A 15179-nucleotide genomic window follows, 5' to 3' on the forward strand; every position below is an offset into this window, starting at 1 on the left:
GCCTCAGGTGCTGGTACGCGTGCCGAAGGCCCGCTCCAGGCTTTCCAGGAAGCGGTTGGCCGACTGGTAGCCGATCACGCGCACCGGGCGCTCGCGCCCGTCAGGCCCGAACAGGATGATGCCGGGCGGCCCGAACAGGCCGAAGCGCTTGAGCAGCGCCTTGTCGTCGGCATTGTTGGCGGTCACGTCCGCTTGCAGCAGCACGATCTCGGACAGCCGCGCGCGCACGCGCGGATCGACGAAGGTCATGCGCTCCATTTCCTTGCAGCTGACGCACCAGTCGGCGTAGAAATCCAGCAGCACCGGCTTGCCTGCGGCGGCGGCCTGCGCCACGCGGGCATCGAGCTCGGCCACGCTGCGCACGCGCTCGAAGCGCACCGCCTGCGCGCCGGCAGCGCCTTCTGCGCCACCGCGTCCCACGCTCAGGTGCGACAGCGGCTGCAGCGGATCGCGCCCGCCCGAGGCCACGCCGATCAGCACGATGGCCGCTGCGATCGCGAACAGCACGCCCACGCCCTTGCCCACCCGCGCCAGGTTGCGCGGATCCGGGCCCAGGCCGTCAAAGGCGCCCAGGAACACCGCCGCCACCAGCAGCAGCGCCGCCAGCGCCAGCATCGAGGCCCAGGCCGGCAGCACCGGCCCCAGCATCCACAGCGCCACGCCCAGCAGCAGGAAGCCGAAGAAGCGCTTGGTGACCTCCATCCAGCGCCCGGCCCGCGGCAGCAGGTTGCCCGCGCCCACGCCCACCAGCACCAGCGGCACGCCCATGCCCAGCGCCATGGCGAACAGCGCCGCGCCGCCGATCACGGCATCGCGGGATTGCGCGATATAGGCCAGCGCCCCGGCCAGCGGCGCAGTGACGCAGGGCCCGACGATCAGCGCCGAAATCGCGCCCATCGCCGCCGCACCCGCCACCTGGCCGCCCTGGCGGCGGTTCGACGATTCGGTCAGGCGGGTCTGCCAGCGCTGCGGCAGTTGCAGCTCGTACAGCCCGAACATCGACAGCGCCAGCGCCACCATCAGCGCCGCGAACAGGCCCAGCACCCACGGTGTTTGCAGTGCGGCCGACAGGCCCTCGCCCAGCAGCCCGGCAGCCACGCCAACCGCGGTGTACACCACCGCCATGCCCAGCACGTAGGCCAGCGACACCACCAGCGCACGGCCGCGCGTGACATGCTCGCCCACGACGATCGAGGACAGGATCGGCACCATCGGCAGCACGCACGGGGTGAACGTCAGCAGCAGGCCCAGCCCGAAGAACAGCGCGGCGATCAGGGCCAAGTTGCGGCTCGCCAGCGCGCCGGCGATGCGGTCGCTGTCGTCGGCGCGCAGCACCGCGGGGGCGGCTGGCGCAGGGGCAGGCACGGCCGCCGGCGCATCCGAGCGCCCGCGCTTGCCGAACAGGTCGGCAAGCCCGCTGCCGCCGACCTTGTACACGCTCTCCATCGGCGGATAGCACAGGCCCTTGTCGGCGCAGCCCTGCGAGGTGACCGTCAGCGACCACTTGCCGTCGGCCGGAGCCGCCTCCACCGGCACGCGGATGACCACGCTGTCGCGGTAGGTCTCCATCTCCTTGCCGAAGGTCTCGTCGAACTTGACCTTGCCGGGCGGATACGCCGGCGTTCCCAGTTTCACGTCGGCGGGTTGCGCGGCAAAGGCGAAGCGCTCGCGGTACATGTAGTAGCCGGGGGCAACCTCGAAGCGCACCTCGACCGTCTTGTCGTCAAGCTGGCTCGCGGCGAAGCGGAAGGCCTGCTCCGGCGGCAGGAAGTCGTCCTCGGTGGCGGCATGCACGCCGCCCGCCAGGCACACCCAGGCCAATGCCGCCAGCAGCGCTGCGGCAATATGCCGCGCCCAGTCCTGCCCGAGCGCGCGCTCCGGAAGTGCCAAACCAATGGTCATCTCGCTGTTTCCTGTCTGTCTTGAACTGGGGGGCCGGCGTACCTGCTGCTGCGCTGCGGGCGCGGTTGCCCCTACTTTGCCGGCGCTGAGGCGGTCTCGGTCTCGCTACGGACCCAGGCCAGGTACGGCGCGTAACCAGCCGTCACCGGCCACGCTATGAGTTCCGGCACGTCGTAGGGGTGATGTTGCCGGATCACGGCCTCCAGCGCAGCGTAACGTGCACGCGTGGTCTTGATCAGCAGCGGCCACTCCTGCGCGCGCTCCAGCTTGCCCTGCCACCAGTACTCGGACTCGACCGGCGCCAGGCGGTTCACGCAGGCGGCGGCGCGCGCCTGCAGCACTACCTGCGACAGGTGCGCGGCAGTCTCGGCATCGGGGGCATTGGTGATCACGACGATCACCTCGGCCGGGTCGGTATGACTTTGCATCGACACTCTCCTTGCGGCGTCCCAAAAACAAAAGAGCCAGGCGGATGCCTGGCTCGATTGTAAAGCGGTGTGCCCGGACCCGTCGCAGCGACGGGTCGGGAAACCAACCTTATTCCGCGGCTTCTTCAGCCGGGGCTTCGGTGATTTCCGGACGATCCACCAGTTCGACCAGCGCCATCGGCGCATTGTCGCCCTGACGGAAACCGAACTTCAGGATGCGGGTGTAGCCGCCCGGACGGGTGGCGTAGCGCGGGCCCAGTTCGGTGAACAGCTTGGTGACCATGTCGCGGTCGCGCAGGCGGGCGAAAGCCAGGCGGCGGTTGGCAACGGTGTCCTTCTTGGCCAGCGTGATCAGCGGCTCGACAACCTTGCGCAGTTCCTTGGCCTTGGGCACGGTGGTCTTGATCAGCTCGTGCTGGAACAGCGAGTTGGACATGTTGCGCAGCATCGCGAGACGGTGCGACGAGGTGCGGTTCAGTTTCCGCAGACCATGACGGTGACGCATGATGATTCCTTTCAGTTAAGTGTTTGACCAGCTCTTCTATCGTCCGATGCGGCTGGACGCGGGCCGGTAGTCATACGAGCCCTGGCGAGAAGCCAGGGCGGTTACCGCGGTGCGGGACCAATGCCCCGCGCCACAATTACTTCTCCAGACCTGCGGGCGGCCAGTTCTCGAGCTTCATGCCGAGGGTCAGGCCACGCGAGGCGAGGACTTCCTTGATCTCGTTGAGCGACTTGCGACCCAGGTTAGGAGTCTTGAGCAGTTCGTTCTCGGTACGCTGGATCAGGTCGCCGATGTAGTAGATGTTCTCGGCCTTCAGGCAGTTGGCCGAACGCACCGTCAGTTCCAGGTCGTCGACCGGGCGCAGCAGGATCGGGTCGATCTGCGGCGTACGGCTCGATGCAGCTTCGGCTGCCGACTCGGTGCCTTCCAGCGCTGCGAACACGGACAGCTGGTCGACCAGGATACGGGCCGACTGGCGGATCGCTTCCTCGGGCGAGATCACGCCGTCGGTTTCGATGTTCATCACCAGCTTGTCCAGGTCGGTACGCTGTTCCACGCGAGCGGATTCAACCGCGTACGAGACGCGGCGCACCGGCGAGAACGAGGCGTCCAGCACGATGCGGCCGATGACCTTGCCCGACTCGTCGCCGAACTTGCGCACGTTGCCCGGCACATAGCCGCGGCCTTGCTCGACCTTGATCTGCATGTCCAGCTTGCCGCCGGCCGACAGATGGGCGATCACGTGGTTCGGGTTGATGATCTCGACGTCGTGCGGCAGCTCGATATCGGCAGCCGTGACCACACCTTCGCCATCCTTGCGCAGCGACACCGTGACTTCGTCGCGGTTGTGCAGCTTGAACACCACGCCCTTCAGATTGAGCAGCAGGTTGACGACGTCTTCCTGCACGCCGTCGATGGTGGAATACTCGTGGACCACCCCAGCGATCGTGACTTCGGTCGGTGCATAACCGACCATCGACGACAGCAGCACGCGACGCAGGGCGTTACCGAGCGTATGGCCGTAGCCGCGCTCGAACGGCTCCATCACGACTTTGGCGTGATGGTCGCCCAGAGGCTCGACGGCGATGATTTTTGGCTTGAGGAGTGCTGTTTGCATTAGGTTGTCCTTTTCAATACCCTCGGCTCGTTACACCGATAAGGCTGACGTTTGGAACCTGAAAATCCCATCGCGAGATGGGCGAAGCCCGACCGCGCGTACAGCGCGTCGGGCTGGAAGGGAAGCTTTGCGGCGAACGCAAGCTCTGGGCCGTTCCGCTCGCGTGATTAACGCGAGTACAGTTCGACGATCAGGCTTTCGTTGATGTCGCCCGAGATATCGGCGCGATCCGGCACTTGCTTGAAGGTGCCTTCGAACTTCTTCGAATCCACGGCCACCCAGGTCGGGAAGCCCGACTGCTCGGCCAGCGACAGCGATTCAGCGATACGGACTTGCTTCTTCGACTGTTCGCGGATGGTGACGACGTCGCCAGACTTGATCTGGGCCGACGGCACGTTCAGGGTCTGACCGTTCACCAGAATCGCCTTGTGGGACACCAGCTGGCGCGCTTCAGCGCGGGTCGAGCCAAAGCCCATGCGGTACACGACGTTGTCCAGGCGCGATTCCAGCAGTTGCAGCAGGTTTTCGCCGGTGTTGCCCTTGCGGCGGTCGGCTTCGGCGAAGTAGCGGCGGAACTGGCGCTCGAGCACACCGTAGATGCGCTTGACCTTCTGCTTTTCACGCAGCTGGTTGCCATAGTCGGAGGTGCGTGCACCCGAGGTGCGGCCGTGCTGGCCCGGCTTGCTGTCCAGCTTGCACTTGTCGGCGAGCGAGCGACGGGCGCTCTTCAGGAACAGGTCGGTGCCTTCACGGCGGGAAAGTTTGGCCTTCGGGCCGGTATAACGTGCCACGTTGTCTTCCTTTGATCGATCGCGACGCCTTCAAGACGCGCCGCGAGTCCGTCAACGCAGTACCTCCGCAGTGCATTTCTGCACCCGGGAGACCGTGACGGACGGTGGGCTTATTAAGCGCGTCCCGTTGCCGGTACGACGCTGCAAGCATTTACGGTGCGCCGGCATGGGAATGTGCCGTAAGAGACATTCCCTCGACGCAAAACGAAAACCTGCCGCATTAAAATGCAGCAGGTCAACGCGCCATATTACCATATCCGAAACCGGCAGGTAAACCCACCGGGCCCGGACACACCAACGCTCAGATGCGGCGGCGCTTCGGCGGACGGCAGCCGTTGTGCGGAATCGGCGTGACGTCTTCGATGATCGCGATCTTGATGCCCAGCGCGTTCAGCGCGCGGACAGCCGATTCACGACCCGGGCCGGGGCCCTTGATGCGCACTTCCAGGTTCTTGATGCCCTGGTCTTGCGCCACGCGGCCGGCGTTCTCGGCAGCAACCTGGGCAGCGAACGGGGTCGACTTGCGCGAACCCTTGAAGCCCTGGCCACCGGCGGTCGCCCACGACAGGGCGTTGCCCTGGCGGTCGGTGATCGTGATGATGGTGTTGTTGAACGAGGCGTGGACGTGCGCAATGCCGTCGGCAACGTTCTTCTTGACCTTTTTACGCGCGCGAGCGGCGTTATTCGGACCTTTTGCCATTAGTTTCTTCCTCTGCCTTCGGCTTTACTTCTTCAGAGCCACGCCGGCCTTGCGCGGACCCTTGCGGGTGCGGGCATTGGTCCGGGTACGCTGACCGCGCATGGGCAGGCCCTTGCGGTGACGCATGCCACGATAGCAACCAAGGTCCATCAGACGCTTGATGTTCATCGTGGTTTCACGACGCAGGTCACCCTCGACCGTGACCTTGCCCACTTCGTCACGAAGCTTTTCCAGGTCGGCGTCGGTCAGATCCTTGACCTTCTTGTCAAACGGTACACCGGTGGCCTCGCAAATCTTGCGAGCGCGCGAGCGGCCGACACCATAAATGGCCGTCAGGCCGATTTCGGTGTGCTTGTGGTTCGGGATGTTAACCCCTGCGATACGTGCCATTCGTCAATCCTCTTTCCGATTAGCCTTGGCGTTGCTTGTGGCGGGGATCCGACGAGCAGATCACGCGCACGACACCGTTGCGCTTGATGATTTTGCAGTTGCGGCAAATGCGCTTAACAGAAGCCAGCACTTTCATAATTTTCCTCTTCCTTCAATTCCTGTTCGCTCACTTCGTCCGGAAGACGATTCGTGCGCGCGACAGATCATATGGGGTCAGCTCGACCGTCACCTTGTCACCCGGAAGAATCCGGATGTAGTTCATTCGCATCTTGCCGGAGATATGGCCCAGTACTACATGGCCATTTTCCAACTTGACCCGGAACGTCGCATTGGGAAGGTTTTCCAGGACCTCCCCCTGCATCTGGATGACGTCGTCTTTTGCCATACCTAGCCTGTACCGATCCGAAGTCAGCGCAAGGTCAGATTACCCTTGAAATTCGCCTTCTTCAGCAGCGACTCATATTGCTGCGACATCACGTAAGACTGAACCTGAGCCATGAAGTCCATCGTGACGACCACGATGATCAGCAGCGAGGTTCCGCCAAAGTAGAACGGAACGTTCCACCGCAGCACCAGGAATTCCGGCAACAGGCAGACCAGTGTGATATAGACCGCACCAGCCAGCGTCAGGCGCACCAGAATCTTGTCGATATAGCGCGTCGTCTGCTCGCCCGGACGAATGCCCGGAATGAAGGCACCGCTTTTCTTCAGGTTGTCTGCCACTTCACGGCTGTTGTACACCAGGGCCGTGTAGAAGAAGCAGAAAAATACAATCGCAGCAGCGTACAGCAGGATGTAGACCGGCTGGCCCGGCGACAGCGTGGCAGCCAGGTCCTTGATGAACCCGCCAACCGAACCCGTCGCGTCGGACGTGAACCAGCCCGCGATCGTCGCCGGGAACAGGATGATCGACGATGCGAAGATCGGCGGAATCACCCCTGCCATGTTCAGCTTCAGCGGCAGGTGCGACGACTGGCCGCCGTACACCTTGTTGCCGACCTGACGCTTGGCATAGTTCACCAGGATCTTGCGCTGGCCCCGCTCGACGAACACCACGGCGAAGGTCACACCGATCACGATCGCCACGATGAAGATCGCCGCGATGATGCTCATGGAACCCGTGCGGACCAGTTCGAACAGTCCGCCGATCGCGTTGGGCAGGCCCGCCGCGATACCGCCGAAGATGATGATCGAGATGCCGTTGCCCAGACCACGCTCGGTGATCTGCTCACCCAGCCACATCAGGAACATCGTGCCGGTCACCAGCGTAATCACTGCCGTGGCCCGGAACATCAGGCCCGGATCCAGCACCAGCCCAGGCTGCGACTCCAGCGCCACCGCAATCGACAACGCCTGGAACGTGGCCAGGACCACGGTGCCGTAGCGCGTGTACTGCGTGATCTTGCGTTGCCCTGCCTGCCCTTCCTTCTTCAGCGCCTCCAGCTGCGGCAGCACGATCGTCAGCAACTGCATGATGATCGACGCCGAGATGTACGGCATGATGCCGAGCGCGAAGACGGTAAAGCGCGACAGCGCCCCGCCCGAGAACAGGTTGAACATCCCGAGGATGCCACCCGACTGACTCTGGAAAAGCTTCGCAAGCTGCTCCGGATCGATACCGGGCACCGGAATATGAGCGCCGATGCGGTACACGATCAGGGCCAGCACCAGGAACATCAGCCGGCGCTTGAGGTCGCCGTACTTCGCCGTGTTCCTGGCTTGCGCGCTTGCATTGGGTTTCGCCGTGGCCAAACGATGCTCCGACTATAACTGCCTATGCTGCGATAAATGCCTGTCAGGCTGCGATCTGGCCGCCGGCGGCTTCGATCGCGGCCTTGGCGCCAGCGGTGGCGCCCAGACCCTTGATCGTCACCTTGCGGGTCAGTTCGCCAGCCTTGATGACCTTGGCGCTCTTGACCAGCTCGCCCACCAGGCCAGCTTGCTTCAGGACCAGCAGGTCGACTTCGGCCGCTTCCAGGCGCTCGATGTCACGCAGCGTGACTTCGGCGTTGAACGCCTTGGTCAGCGAGGTGAAGCCGCGCTTGGGCAGGCGACGATACAGCGGCATCTGACCGCCTTCGAAGCCCACCTTGTGGAAGCCGCCCGAACGCGACTTCTGACCCTTGTGGCCGCGACCGGCAGTCTTGCCCAGGCCGGAGCCGATACCGCGGCCGACGCGACGCTTGGCGTGCTTCGAACCGGCGGCCGGTTTCAGGTTGTTCAGTTGCATCTTGCTCTCCGAGTTCCCGGTATCAGGCCAGAACCTTGACCAGGTACGAGACCTTGTTGATCATGCCGCGCACAGCGGGCGTGTCCTGCAGCTCCGACACCGAGTTGATGCGGCGCAGGCCCAGGCCACGAACAGTGGCGCGATGATCCTCGCGCGTGCCGATCAGGCTGCGCACGAGTTGCACTTTTACGGTTTTCTGCGACATTGCGTTCACCTTAACCCAGGATGTCTTCGACCGACTTGCCACGCTTGGCGGCGATTTCGCCCGGCGTGCTCATCTTCTGAAGGCCGTCCAGCGTGGCGCGAACCATGTTGTACGGGTTGGTGGAGCCGTGCGACTTGGTCACCACGTTGGTGACGCCCATCACTTCGAAGATCGCGCGCATCGGGCCGCCGGCGATCACGCCGGTACCTTCCTTGGCGGGCATCATCAGCACCTTGGCGGCGCCGTGCTTGCCAACGACTTCGTGTTGCAGCGTGCCGTTCTTCAGCGAGACCTTGACCATCTTGCGACGGGCTTCGTCCATTGCCTTCTGAACAGCAACCGGCACTTCCTTGGCCTTGCCCTTGCCCATGCCGATGCGGCCATCGCCGTCACCAACCACGGTCAGCGCAGCGAAACCGAGAATCCGGCCACCCTTCACCACCTTGGTGACGCGGTTGACCGAGATCATCTTCTCGCGGAGGCCGTCGTCGCGTTCGTCCTGTTGGACTTTTGCTTGCATCTTTGCCATGACGTATCTCTCTCTATGCGCTTAGAACTTCAGGCCGGCTTCGCGAGCGGCGTCTGCCAGGGCCTTGACGCGGCCATGGAAACGGAAGCCGGCGCGATCGAACGCGACAGTTTCCACGCCGGCAGCCTTCGCCTTCTCGGCGATGCGCTTGCCAACCACGGTGGCGGCAGCGGCGGTAGCGCCCTTGCCATCCAGTTCCTTGCGCACTTCCACCTCGGCGGTCGACGCGGAAGCCAGCACCTTGGTGCCGCACTCCGAGAAAACCTGGGCGTAAATATGCGAATTCGTACGGAACACGGTCAGACGATTGACTTTCATCTCCGCGATCTTGGCGCGGGTCTGACGTGCACGGCGCAAACGAGCGTCTTTCTTGTTCATCATTGCACCCCTTACTTCTTCTTGGTTTCCTTCAGGATGACGCGCTCGTCCGAGTAACGCACACCCTTGCCCTTGTAGGGCTCAGGCGGGCGGTACGCGCGGACTTCCGCGGCAACCTGACCGACTTTCTGCTTGTCCGCACCCTTGATGATGATCTCGGTCTGCGTCGGCGTTTCCGCCTTCACGCCTTCCGGCATCTCATGGATCACGTCGTGCGAGAAACCAAGCTGGAGCTTCAGCGCAGCGCCTTGCAGCTGGGCACGATAGCCCACGCCGACGAGGTTCAGCTTACGCTCGAAACCGGTGGTTACGCCCTTGACCATGTTGGCCACCAGAGCACGCATGGTGCCCTGCAGAGCATTTGCTTCACGCGATTCGTCAGCCGGGCTGAAGGTCAGCGTGTCGTTTTCGACATTGACCTTGACCAGGCTGTGAATCGGCTGCGACAGCGTACCGAGCGGGCCCTTTACGGAGAGCACGCCAGCCGCCACGTTCACTTCCGCGCCCTTGGGGAGCGCGATGGGAGCCTTACCTACACGGGACATGGTTCTCTCCTTAAGCGACGTAGCAGAGAACTTCGCCGCCCACGCCAGTGGCGCGAGCCTTGCGGTCGGTCATCAGACCCTGCGGGGTCGAAATGATCGCCACACCCAGGCCGTTCATCACTTGCGGGATGTCGCTGCGGCCCTTGTATACGCGCAGGCCGGGCTTCGAGACGCGCTCAATGCGCTCGATGACCGGACGGCCGGCGTAGTACTTGAGACCGATGCTCAGTTGTGCCTTGCCGCCATCTTCCTGGACGGCGTAGTCGTCGATGTAGCCTTCGTCCTTCAGGACCTTGGCGATTGCCACTTTCAGCTTCGACGACGGCATGACAACCGACGCTTTCTGCACGCCCTGGGCGTTGCGGATGCGCGTCAGCATATCGGCGATAGGATCGCTCATGCTCATACTGTTTCTCCTGTAGCCTGTGCGTAATTACCAGCTGGCTTTCGTCAGACCCGGAATTTCGCCCTTGAAGGCGATTTCGCGGATCTTGTTACGCGCCAGGCCAAACTTGCGGAAGGTACCGCGGGGACGACCGGTGATCGCGCAGCGGTTACGCTGGCGGGTCGGGTTCGCGTTGCGCGGGAGCTGTTGCAGCTCGAGACGCGCGCTGTAACGCTCTTCTTCCGACTTCTCTTGGTCGTCGATAATGGCCTTGAGGTTGGCGCGCTTGGCGGCATACTTCGCCACCAGCTTGGCGCGCTTCTTCTCACGTTCAATCAGAGCCAGTTTAGCCACGGTTACCCCTTAATTGCGGAACGGGAACTTGAACGCACCGAGGAGTGCCTTGGCTTCCTCGTCGTTCTTTGCCGTCGTCGTGATGCTGATGTTCAGACCACGCAGTGCGTCGATCTTGTCGTACTCGATTTCGGGGAAAATGATCTGCTCTTTCACACCGATGTTGTAGTTGCCACGACCGTCGAACGACCGGCCCGACACACCACGGAAGTCACGCACGCGCGGCAGGGCCACGGTAACGAAACGATCGAGGAATTCGAACATGCGCTCGCCGCGCAGGGTCACCATCGCACCGATGGGGTAGCCCTGACGGATCTTGAAGCCGGCGATAGCCTTCTTGGCCTTCGTCACGACCGGCTTCTGACCGGCGATCTTGGTCAGGTCGCCGACGGCGTTCTCAATGATCTTCTTGTCATTGATGGCTTCGCCAAGACCCATGTTCAGGGTGATCTTGGTGATGCGCGGCACTTCCATGACCGACTTGTAGCCGAACTGTTCGATCAGCTTCGGCACAACCTGTTCTTTGTAAAACTCTTGCAGACGTGCTGCCATGCTCAACTCCTATACGTGCCCAGAATCAAGCTGCCACGACGGCGCCGGTGGTCTTCAGCACGCGCACGCGCTTGCCGTCTTCCACCTTGATGCCGACGCGCGACGGCTTGCCATTGGCATCCACGAGCGCAACGTTGGAAATATGCAGGGGCATGACCTTGTCGACCACACCACCGGTAGTGCCCAGCATCGGGTTCGGGCGGGCATGCTTCTTGGCGATGTTCACGCCTTGCACCGCAACCTTGTCGCCCAGGACAGCTTGCACGGTACCGCGCTTGCCCTTGTCCTTGCCGGTCAGCACAATGACTTCGTCGCCTTTGCGAATCTTGTTCATGGCGGCTCCTTACAGCACTTCCGGAGCGAGCGACACGATCTTCATGAAGCGCTCGGTACGGAGTTCACGAGTCACCGGCCCGAAGATACGGGTGCCGATCGGCTCGAGCTTGTTGTTCAGCAGGACGGCGGCGTTGCCGTCGAACTTGATCAGCGAACCGTCAGCGCGGCGCACGCCCTTGGCGGTACGCACGACGACGGCGTTGTAGATGTCGCCCTTCTTCACGCGACCGCGCGGCGCTGCGTCCTTGACGGTCACCTTGATGATGTCGCCAACGCTTGCGTAGCGGCGCTTGGAGCCACCCAGCACCTTGATGCACAGCACTTCGCGCGCACCAGTGTTATCGGCTACTTCGAGCCGGCTTTCTGTCTGAATCATGGTGTTTGTCTTCCCAACTTAATCCGTCAGGTGCAAAAAGCGCCCATCGGTCAGTCTTGGTCCCGTCGGCTCCGGCATTGCGCCAGCTCCGTATGGGTTGATCAACTTTGAAGTCGGTAGGAACCAGGCGATCTCAACTATTTGTTGAGGGCGCTCGGTCCTGGCTCGCTTCACAGGCCCGCCCGGGTGGTAATGCAAAGGCGAACGCAACAAAGCGGAAGTCCAGGATTATAGCTACATAATCCTGGACTTGCAAGTCAAGCTAAGAACGTGTTGTTCTTAGATGACGCGTGCAGCCTCTACCAGCCGGGAAACCACCCAGGACTTGGTCCGCGACAGCGGACGGCCTTCCTGGATCTCGACCTTGTCGCCTTCCTTGTACTGGTTGGCTTCGTCGTGTGCGTGGTACTTCTTCGAACGCAGCACGTACTTGCCGTACAGAGGATGCTTGACGCGGTTTTCCACCAAGACCGTAACGGTCTTGTCCATCTTGTCGCTCACGACACGGCCGACCAGGGTACGGCGAAGCGACTTTTCCGTTTGTGCAGCTTCAGTCATTTCGCGTTTGCCTTTTGAGTCAGCACGGTTTGCACACGCGCGATGTCCTTGCGAACCTTCTTCAGCTGGCTGGTGTTCTGCAGCTGTTGGGTCGCCTTTTGCATGCGCAGGCTAAATTGGGCCTTCAGCAGCTCGGAGAGCTCCTGGTTCAGCCCGGCGGCGTCCTTGCCGCGAAGTTCGGATGCTTTCATCCCTGCTCTCCTTACGTCCCGACCTGGCGCACCACGAAATTGGTGGCGATCGGCAGCTTGGCGGCCGCGAGGCGGAACGCCTCACGTGCCAGGTCTTCGCTCACGCCATCCATTTCGTACAGCATCTTACCCGGCTGGATTTCAGCCACGTAGTACTCCGGATTGCCCTTACCGTTACCCATACGGACTTCGGCAGGCTTCTTCGAGATCGGCTTGTCCGGGAAAATCCGGATCCAGATGCGGCCGCCACGCTTGATGTGGCGGGTCATCGCACGACGTGCCGACTCGATCTGACGAGCGGTCAGGCGGCCACGGCCCATGGCCTTCAGGCCGAATTCGCCGAAAGACACGGCGTTACCACGGGTAGCCTTACCCGTGTTGCGGCCTTTCTGCTCCTTGCGGTATTTTCTGCGCTTCGGTTGCAGCATCGTTATTCTCCACTCTTCGCATCTGCGCCAGGCGCAGCGCGGCGACCGGCACCGGCACCGCCGCGGCGGTTGCCACCCGGACGGCCTTCGCCTTCACGGCGGCGGCCTTCCGGACGACCCGGGCGACGACGACGGTCGTCCTGCGGCTCTTCCACCACCGGCGCGTCGTTGCGGCCGAGGTGATCACCCTTGTAGACCCACACCTTGACACCGATGATGCCGTAGGTGGTTTCTGCTTCGGAGAAGCCGTAGTCGATGTCGGCGCGCAGGGTGTGCAGGGGCACACGGCCTTCGCGGTACCACTCGGTACGTGCGATTTCGATACCGTTCAGACGGCCGGCGCTCATGATCTTGATACCCTGGGCGCCCAGGCGCATCGCGTTCTGCATGGCGCGCTTCATGGCGCGGCGGAACATGATGCGGCGCTCGAGCTGCTGGGTGATCGAATCGGCGATCAGCTGAGCATCGGTTTCCGGCTTGCGGATTTCCTCGATGTTCACATGCACGGGCACGCCCATGCGACGCTGCAGCTCAGCCTTGAGCAGTTCGATGTCCTCACCCTTCTTGCCGATCACCACGCCCGGACGCGAGCTGTAAATGGTGATGCGTGCATTGCGGGCGGGGCGCTCGATCACGACGCGGCCAACCGATGCGTTCTTCAGCTTCTTCTTCAGGAAGTCCCGAACTTCGATGTCTTCCTTCAGCATGCCGGCGAACTTCGTGTTGCTGGCGTACCAGCGCGAAGCCCAGTTACGGCTGACAGCCAGGCGGAAGCCAGTCGGATGAATCTTCTGTCCCATCGTGACTCCTTAGTTGCCGAGCGTCACAGTGATGTGACAGGTTTGTTTCTCGATGCGGTTGCCGCGGCCCTTCGCCCGTGCGGTGAAGCGCTTGAGCGAGGTTGCCTTGTCGACGAAGATCGATTTGACCTTCAGTTCGTCGATGTCGGCGCCTTCGTTGTGCTCAGCGTTGGCGATGGCCGATTCGACCACCTTCTTCACGATCCCGGCAGCCTTTTTCGGGCTGAACGTCAGGACATTGAGCGCGCGCTCGATCGGCAGACCACGGATCTGGTCAGCGACCAGGCGCGTCTTCTGGGCGGAGATGCGGGCACCGCGATGAATCGCTTTCACTTCCATGATGGCACCTTACCTCTTCGCTTTCTTGTCAGCCGCGTGGCCCTTGAACGTGCGGGTAATCGCAAATTCACCGAGCTTGTGGCCAACCATGTTTTCCGTAACGTACACCGGCACGTGTTGACGGCCGTTGTGAACGGCGATCGTCAGGCCAATGAACTCCGGCAGAATGGTCGAGCGACGCGACCAAGTCTTGATGGGCTTCTTGTCCTTGCCGCTCGATGCGACTTCCACCTTCTTCAGCAGGTGGGCGTCGCAGAACGGACCCTTTTTAGCGGAACGAGTCATATCTTTAGCTCCTACCTACCGATTAACGCTTGTGGCGCTTCTGGACGATCATGCTGTCCGTGCGCTTGTTGCTGCGGGTACGGTAACCCTTGGCCGGGGTACCCCACGGCGAAACCGGATCGCGACCAGCAGCGGTCTTGCCTTCACCACCACCGTGCGGGTGGTCGACCGGGTTCATCACGACACCACGGACCGTCGGGCGGATACCGCGCCAGCGGGTCGCACCGGCCTTGCCGATGACGCGCAGGCTGTGCTCTTCGTTGCCCACTTCACCGATGGTGGCGCGGCACTCGATGTGCACGCGGCGCACTTCACCGGAGCGCAGGCGAACCTGGGCGTACAGGCCTTCACGAGCCAGCAGCACGGCGGAACCGCCGGCGGCACGTGCGATCTGCGAACCCTTGCCCGGCAGCATTTCCACGTTGTTGATCGTGGTACCGACCGGAATGTTGCGGATCGGCAGGTTGTTACCGGCCTTGATCGGCGCTTCCGAGCCGTTCAGCAGCTGCTGGCCGGCAACCATGCCCTTGGTGGCGATGATGTAGCGGCGCTCGCCGTCGGCGAACAGCACCAGCGCGATGTTGGCGCTGCGGTTCGGATCGTATTCCAGGCGCTCGACGCGGGCGGGGATGCCGTCCTTGTCGTTGCGCTTGAAGTCGACCACGCGGTAGTGGTGCTTATGACCACCGCCCTTGTGGCGGGTGGTGATATGACCGTTGTTGTTACGGCCCGACTTCTGGAATTGCTTTTCCAGCAGCGGAGCATGCGGGGCGCCCTTGTGAAGGTCCTTGTTGACCACCTTCACCATCGAGCGACGACCCGGGGAAGTCGGCTTGGTCTTGACGAGTGCCATGA

At 62.6% G+C, this 15179-nt stretch carries 27 protein-coding genes; all 27 read right to left on the reverse strand.

Annotation, left to right across the window (positions count from 1 at the left end):
- Window positions 1-3 precede the first annotated feature (3 nt).
- Window positions 4-1902: a protein-disulfide reductase DsbD gene (dsbD, locus tag AC3WLF_RS27485; protein WP_492320435.1), complete on the reverse strand. Its 1899-nt coding sequence runs from the start codon at window positions 1900-1902 to the stop codon at window positions 4-6.
- Window positions 1903-1973: 71 nt separating this feature from the next.
- Window positions 1974-2330: a divalent-cation tolerance protein CutA gene (cutA, locus tag AC3WLF_RS27490; RefSeq protein ID WP_492320436.1), complete on the reverse strand. Its 357-nt coding sequence runs from the start codon at window positions 2328-2330 to the stop codon at window positions 1974-1976.
- A 109-nt stretch (window positions 2331-2439) separates the two neighbouring features.
- Window positions 2440-2835 (reverse strand): 50S ribosomal protein L17, encoded by a 396-nt coding sequence (gene rplQ, locus AC3WLF_RS27495; protein ID WP_010812373.1) that lies wholly within the window; start codon window positions 2833-2835, stop codon window positions 2440-2442.
- Window positions 2836-2971: 136 nt separating this feature from the next.
- A complete protein-coding gene (locus tag AC3WLF_RS27500) occupies window positions 2972-3952 on the reverse strand; it encodes a DNA-directed RNA polymerase subunit alpha (protein ID WP_010812374.1) in 981 nt (326 codons plus the stop codon).
- 167 nt (window positions 3953-4119) lie between these two features.
- Window positions 4120-4743: a 30S ribosomal protein S4 gene (gene rpsD / locus AC3WLF_RS27505; protein WP_013958240.1), complete on the reverse strand. Its 624-nt coding sequence runs from the start codon at window positions 4741-4743 to the stop codon at window positions 4120-4122.
- A 301-nt stretch (window positions 4744-5044) separates the two neighbouring features.
- Window positions 5045-5443, reverse strand: a complete 399-nt coding sequence (rpsK, locus tag AC3WLF_RS27510) for a 30S ribosomal protein S11 (RefSeq protein ID WP_010812376.1) — start codon at window positions 5441-5443, stop codon at window positions 5045-5047.
- A gap of 24 nt (window positions 5444-5467) precedes the next feature.
- Window positions 5468-5833 (reverse strand): 30S ribosomal protein S13, encoded by a 366-nt coding sequence (gene rpsM / locus AC3WLF_RS27515; RefSeq protein WP_010812377.1) that lies wholly within the window; start codon window positions 5831-5833, stop codon window positions 5468-5470.
- 19 nt (window positions 5834-5852) lie between these two features.
- On the reverse strand, window positions 5853-5969 hold the full coding sequence (gene rpmJ, locus AC3WLF_RS27520; protein ID WP_008642959.1) for a 50S ribosomal protein L36: 117 nt from the start codon (window positions 5967-5969) through the stop codon (window positions 5853-5855).
- 30 nt (window positions 5970-5999) lie between these two features.
- Window positions 6000-6218 (reverse strand): translation initiation factor IF-1, encoded by a 219-nt coding sequence (gene infA, locus AC3WLF_RS27525; protein ID WP_010812378.1) that lies wholly within the window; start codon window positions 6216-6218, stop codon window positions 6000-6002.
- A 23-nt stretch (window positions 6219-6241) separates the two neighbouring features.
- The gene (gene secY, locus AC3WLF_RS27530) at window positions 6242-7585 is read right to left on the reverse strand and encodes a preprotein translocase subunit SecY (RefSeq protein ID WP_010812379.1); all 1344 of its coding nucleotides are present in this window, start codon (window positions 7583-7585) and stop codon (window positions 6242-6244) included.
- A 43-nt stretch (window positions 7586-7628) separates the two neighbouring features.
- Window positions 7629-8063: a 50S ribosomal protein L15 gene (gene rplO, locus AC3WLF_RS27535; RefSeq protein WP_010812380.1), complete on the reverse strand. Its 435-nt coding sequence runs from the start codon at window positions 8061-8063 to the stop codon at window positions 7629-7631.
- Between the two features lie 22 nt (window positions 8064-8085).
- Window positions 8086-8268, reverse strand: a complete 183-nt coding sequence (gene rpmD, locus AC3WLF_RS27540) for a 50S ribosomal protein L30 (protein ID WP_010812381.1) — start codon at window positions 8266-8268, stop codon at window positions 8086-8088.
- Between the two features lie 10 nt (window positions 8269-8278).
- Window positions 8279-8797 (reverse strand): 30S ribosomal protein S5, encoded by a 519-nt coding sequence (gene rpsE / locus AC3WLF_RS27545; RefSeq protein ID WP_006160449.1) that lies wholly within the window; start codon window positions 8795-8797, stop codon window positions 8279-8281.
- A gap of 21 nt (window positions 8798-8818) precedes the next feature.
- Complete coding sequence (gene rplR / locus AC3WLF_RS27550) at window positions 8819-9175, reverse strand: 50S ribosomal protein L18 (protein WP_010812382.1); 357 nt, start codon at window positions 9173-9175, stop codon at window positions 8819-8821.
- Between the two features lie 11 nt (window positions 9176-9186).
- Entirely contained in the window at window positions 9187-9720 is a 534-nt protein-coding gene (gene rplF / locus AC3WLF_RS27555; RefSeq protein WP_010812383.1) for a 50S ribosomal protein L6, read from the reverse strand.
- A gap of 10 nt (window positions 9721-9730) precedes the next feature.
- A complete protein-coding gene (gene rpsH, locus AC3WLF_RS27560) occupies window positions 9731-10126 on the reverse strand; it encodes a 30S ribosomal protein S8 (RefSeq protein ID WP_010812384.1) in 396 nt (131 codons plus the stop codon).
- Window positions 10127-10153: 27 nt separating this feature from the next.
- Window positions 10154-10459, reverse strand: coding sequence for a 30S ribosomal protein S14 (gene rpsN / locus AC3WLF_RS27565; RefSeq protein ID WP_010812385.1), 306 nt, complete (start codon window positions 10457-10459; stop codon window positions 10154-10156).
- A gap of 9 nt (window positions 10460-10468) precedes the next feature.
- Window positions 10469-11011: a 50S ribosomal protein L5 gene (gene rplE, locus AC3WLF_RS27570; protein ID WP_010812386.1), complete on the reverse strand. Its 543-nt coding sequence runs from the start codon at window positions 11009-11011 to the stop codon at window positions 10469-10471.
- A 25-nt stretch (window positions 11012-11036) separates the two neighbouring features.
- Entirely contained in the window at window positions 11037-11345 is a 309-nt protein-coding gene (rplX, locus tag AC3WLF_RS27575) for a 50S ribosomal protein L24 (RefSeq protein WP_010812387.1), read from the reverse strand.
- Between the two features lie 9 nt (window positions 11346-11354).
- Window positions 11355-11723, reverse strand: a complete 369-nt coding sequence (rplN, locus tag AC3WLF_RS27580; protein WP_010812388.1) for a 50S ribosomal protein L14 — start codon at window positions 11721-11723, stop codon at window positions 11355-11357.
- A 279-nt stretch (window positions 11724-12002) separates the two neighbouring features.
- Entirely contained in the window at window positions 12003-12281 is a 279-nt protein-coding gene (gene rpsQ / locus AC3WLF_RS27585) for a 30S ribosomal protein S17 (protein ID WP_010812389.1), read from the reverse strand.
- Window positions 12278-12472 carry a 50S ribosomal protein L29 gene (gene rpmC, locus AC3WLF_RS27590; protein ID WP_010812390.1) on the reverse strand — a complete coding sequence of 65 codons (195 nt, stop codon included), beginning with the start codon at window positions 12470-12472 and terminating at the stop codon, window positions 12278-12280. Before rpmC ends, rpsQ begins: the two co-directional genes overlap by 4 nt.
- 11 nt (window positions 12473-12483) lie before the next feature.
- Entirely contained in the window at window positions 12484-12900 is a 417-nt protein-coding gene (rplP, locus tag AC3WLF_RS27595) for a 50S ribosomal protein L16 (RefSeq protein ID WP_010812391.1), read from the reverse strand.
- A gap of 2 nt (window positions 12901-12902) precedes the next feature.
- On the reverse strand, window positions 12903-13700 hold the full coding sequence (gene rpsC, locus AC3WLF_RS27600; RefSeq protein WP_010812392.1) for a 30S ribosomal protein S3: 798 nt from the start codon (window positions 13698-13700) through the stop codon (window positions 12903-12905).
- A 9-nt stretch (window positions 13701-13709) separates the two neighbouring features.
- Window positions 13710-14039 carry a 50S ribosomal protein L22 gene (rplV, locus tag AC3WLF_RS27605; protein WP_010812393.1) on the reverse strand — a complete coding sequence of 110 codons (330 nt, stop codon included), beginning with the start codon at window positions 14037-14039 and terminating at the stop codon, window positions 13710-13712.
- 9 nt (window positions 14040-14048) lie between these two features.
- The gene (gene rpsS / locus AC3WLF_RS27610) at window positions 14049-14324 is read right to left on the reverse strand and encodes a 30S ribosomal protein S19 (RefSeq protein WP_010812394.1); all 276 of its coding nucleotides are present in this window, start codon (window positions 14322-14324) and stop codon (window positions 14049-14051) included.
- 22 nt (window positions 14325-14346) lie between these two features.
- Complete coding sequence (gene rplB / locus AC3WLF_RS27615; RefSeq protein ID WP_492352852.1) at window positions 14347-15177, reverse strand: 50S ribosomal protein L2; 831 nt, start codon at window positions 15175-15177, stop codon at window positions 14347-14349.
- Window positions 15178-15179: the final 2 nt, after the last annotated feature.

The organism is Cupriavidus sp. FW306-01-F10A (genome assembly GCF_058782785.1).

Coding starts and splice junctions, on each gene's coding strand:
- dsbD (WP_492320435.1), bottom strand. CDS start 1,902: ATGACCATTGGTTTGGCACTTCCGGAGCGCGCGCTCGGGCAGGACTGG.
- cutA (WP_492320436.1), bottom strand. CDS start 2,330: ATGCAAAGTCATACCGACCCGGCCGAGGTGATCGTCGTGATCACCAAT.
- rplQ (WP_010812373.1), bottom strand. CDS start 2,835: ATGCGTCACCGTCATGGTCTGCGGAAACTGAACCGCACCTCGTCGCAC.
- AC3WLF_RS27500 (WP_010812374.1), bottom strand. CDS start 3,952: ATGCAAACAGCACTCCTCAAGCCAAAAATCATCGCCGTCGAGCCTCTG.
- rpsK (WP_010812376.1), bottom strand. CDS start 5,443: ATGGCAAAAGGTCCGAATAACGCCGCTCGCGCGCGTAAAAAGGTCAAG.
- rpsM (WP_010812377.1), bottom strand. CDS start 5,833: ATGGCACGTATCGCAGGGGTTAACATCCCGAACCACAAGCACACCGAA.
- rpmJ (WP_008642959.1), bottom strand. CDS start 5,969: ATGAAAGTGCTGGCTTCTGTTAAGCGCATTTGCCGCAACTGCAAAATC.
- infA (WP_010812378.1), bottom strand. CDS start 6,218: ATGGCAAAAGACGACGTCATCCAGATGCAGGGGGAGGTCCTGGAAAAC.
- rplO (WP_010812380.1), bottom strand. CDS start 8,063: ATGCAACTGAACAACCTGAAACCGGCCGCCGGTTCGAAGCACGCCAAG.
- rpmD (WP_010812381.1), bottom strand. CDS start 8,268: ATGTCGCAGAAAACCGTAAAAGTGCAACTCGTGCGCAGCCTGATCGGC.
- rpsE (WP_006160449.1), bottom strand. CDS start 8,797: ATGGCAAAGATGCAAGCAAAAGTCCAACAGGACGAACGCGACGACGGC.
- rplR (WP_010812382.1), bottom strand. CDS start 9,175: ATGAACAAGAAAGACGCTCGTTTGCGCCGTGCACGTCAGACCCGCGCC.
- rplF (WP_010812383.1), bottom strand. CDS start 9,720: ATGTCCCGTGTAGGTAAGGCTCCCATCGCGCTCCCCAAGGGCGCGGAA.
- rpsH (WP_010812384.1), bottom strand. CDS start 10,126: ATGAGCATGAGCGATCCTATCGCCGATATGCTGACGCGCATCCGCAAC.
- rplE (WP_010812386.1), bottom strand. CDS start 11,011: ATGGCAGCACGTCTGCAAGAGTTTTACAAAGAACAGGTTGTGCCGAAG.
- rplX (WP_010812387.1), bottom strand. CDS start 11,345: ATGAACAAGATTCGCAAAGGCGACGAAGTCATTGTGCTGACCGGCAAG.
- rplN (WP_010812388.1), bottom strand. CDS start 11,723: ATGATTCAGACAGAAAGCCGGCTCGAAGTAGCCGATAACACTGGTGCG.
- rpsQ (WP_010812389.1), bottom strand. CDS start 12,281: ATGACTGAAGCTGCACAAACGGAAAAGTCGCTTCGCCGTACCCTGGTC.
- rpmC (WP_010812390.1), bottom strand. CDS start 12,472: ATGAAAGCATCCGAACTTCGCGGCAAGGACGCCGCCGGGCTGAACCAG.
- rplP (WP_010812391.1), bottom strand. CDS start 12,900: ATGCTGCAACCGAAGCGCAGAAAATACCGCAAGGAGCAGAAAGGCCGC.
- rpsC (WP_010812392.1), bottom strand. CDS start 13,700: ATGGGACAGAAGATTCATCCGACTGGCTTCCGCCTGGCTGTCAGCCGT.
- rplV (WP_010812393.1), bottom strand. CDS start 14,039: ATGGAAGTGAAAGCGATTCATCGCGGTGCCCGCATCTCCGCCCAGAAG.
- rpsS (WP_010812394.1), bottom strand. CDS start 14,324: ATGACTCGTTCCGCTAAAAAGGGTCCGTTCTGCGACGCCCACCTGCTG.
- rplB (WP_492352852.1), bottom strand. CDS start 15,177: ATGGCACTCGTCAAGACCAAGCCGACTTCCCCGGGTCGTCGCTCGATG.